At 55.2% G+C, this 2,676-nt stretch carries 1 rRNA gene; it reads left to right on the forward strand.

What is annotated here, in order from left to right:
- Nucleotides 1-17 precede the first annotated feature (17 nt).
- Nucleotides 18-2,676 (forward strand): 23S ribosomal RNA (locus ACYQ0U_RS22560); the annotation flags it as partial.

Here is a 2,676-nt window from a genome sequence, read left to right on the forward strand (position 1 = left end):
TTTGTTGAGTGTTTGTGAGACAAGCTATGAAGGGCACATGGTGGATGCCTTGGCATCAAGAGCCGATGAAGGACGTAGGAGCCTGCGATAAGCCCTGGGGAGTTGGCAACCGAGCTGTGATCCGGGGGTGTCCGAATGGGGGAACCCAGCACGAGTCATGTCGTGTTACCCGCGCCTGAATGTATAGGGTGTGTGGAGGGAACGTGGGGAAGTGAAACATCTCAGTACCCACAGGAAGAGAAAACAACAGTGATTCCGAGAGTAGTGGCGAGCGAAATCGGATGAGGCTAAACCTTATGCGTGTGATACCCGGCAGGGGTTGCGTATGGGGGGTTGTGGGACCATTCAGGATCGTCTGCCGGCGGTCCAGACAGTAAGAAAACCAGGTTGAAGTTGAAGTCCGCTGGAAAGTGGCGCCGTAGAGGGTGATAGCCCCGTAGTTGTAAGGCCTGGTCTGTCGAGTGTGTTCCCAAGTAACACGGAACTCCTGAAATTCCGTGTGAATCTGGCGGGACCACCCGTTAAGCCTAAATACTCCTTGATGACCGATAGCGGACAAGTACCGTGAGGGAAAGGTGAAAAGTACCCCTGGCGGGGAGTGAAATAGTACCTGAAACCGTGTGCCTACAATCCGTCGGAGCCCGGCTGCCGCACTTGTTGTGGTGTTGGGGTGACGGCGTGCCTTTTGAAGAATGAGCCTGCGAGTTTGCGTTGTGTTGCGAGGTTAACCCGTGTGGGGGAGCCGTAGCGAAAGCGAGTCCGAATAGGGCGGTTGAGTAGCACGATCAAGACCCGAAGCGGAGTGATCTATCCATGGGCAGGTTGAAGCGCGGGTAAGACCGCGTGGAGGACCGAACCCACTTAGGTTGAAAACTGAGGGGATGACCTGTGGATAGGGGTGAAAGGCCAATCAAACTCCGTGATAGCTGGTTCTCCCCGAAATGCATTTAGGTGCAGCGTTGTGTGTTTCTTGCCGGAGGTAGAGCACTGGATAGCCGATGGGCCCTACCAGGTTACTGACGTTAGCCAAACTCCGAATGCCGGTAAGTGAGAGCGCAGCAGTGAGACTGCGGGGGATAAGCTCCGTAGTCGAGAGGGAAACAGCCCAGACCATCAGCTAAGGCCCCTAAGCGGTGACTAAGTGGAAAAGGATGTGGAGTCGCAGTGACAACCAGGAGGTTGGCTTGGAAGCAGCCACCCTTGAAAGAGTGCGTAATAGCTCACTGGTCAAGTGATTCCGCGCCGACAATGTAGCGGGGCTCAAGTCATCCGCCGAAGCTATGGCATTCAGAGAATATTCAAGCCTTCGTGGTTCAGAACTCTGGATGGGTAGGGGAGCGTCGTGTCGCGAGTGAAGTCCCAGAGTGATCTAGGGGTGGATGCGACACGAGTGAGAATGCAGGCATGAGTAGCGAATGCAATGTGAGAAACATTGCCGCCGAATGATCAAGGGTTCCAGGGTCAAGCTAATCTGCCCTGGGTAAGTCGGGACCTAAGGCGAGGCCGACAGGCGTAGTCGATGGACAACGGGTTGATATTCCCGTACCGGCAAAGTAGCGCCCATGACGAACCCGGTGATGCTAACCACCCGAAACTCGAGTGACCGATCCCTTCGGGGTGAGGCGCTCGAGCGGAGCGTGGGACCCGATCTGGTAGTAGTCAAGCGATGGGGTGACGCAGGAAGGTAGCCCAACCACGCCGATGGTTGTTGCGTGGGTAAGCAGGTAGGGGACGGTCTAGGCAAATCCGGACCGTTGTGTTTGATCACGACCCTGAGATGTGATGCCGAGCCCGTATGGGCGAAGTGGGTGATCCTATGCTGTCGAGAAAAACCTCTAGCGAGCTACGCGCCGCCCGTACCCCAAACCGACTCAGGTGATCAGGTAGAGAATACCAAGGCGATCGAGCGAACCATGGTTAAGGAACTCGGCAAAATGCCCCCGTAACTTCGGGAGAAGGGGGGCCGGATCCGTGACGGAACTTGCTTCCGGTAGCGGTGATGGCCGCAGAGACCAGGCCCAAGCGACTGTTTACTAAAAACACAGGTCCGTGCGAAGTTGTAAGACGATGTATACGGACTGACTCCTGCCCGGTGCTGGAAGGTTAAGGGGACGAGTCAGCTCACCTTGTGTGAGCGAAGCTCAGAACTTAAGCCCCAGTAAACGGCGGTGGTAACTATAACCATCCTAAGGTAGCGAAATTCCTTGTCGGGTAAGTTCCGACCTGCACGAATGGAGTAACGACTTGGGCGCTGTCTCAACCGTGGACTCGGCGAAATTGCACTACGAGTAAAGATGCTCGTTACGCGCGGCAGGACGGAAAGACCCCGGGACCTTTACTATAGTTTGGTATTGGTGTTTGGTTCGGCTTGTGTAGGATAGGTGGGAGACTGTGAAGCCCAGACGCCAGTTTGGGTGGAGTCAACGTTGAAATACCACTCTGGTCGTACTAGATGTCTAACCTAGGTCCGTTATCCGGATCAGGGACAGTGCCTGATGGGTAGTTTAACTGGGGCGGTTGCCTCCTAAAATGTAACGGAGGCGCTCAAAGGTTCCCTCAGCCTGGTTGGCAATCAGGTGTTGAGTGTAAGTGCACAAGGGAGCTTGACTGTGAGACAGACATGTCGAGCAGGGACGAAAGTCGGAACTAGTGATCCGGCGTCGGCATGTGGAAGCG

The organism is Nocardioides pyridinolyticus, assembly GCF_054653575.1.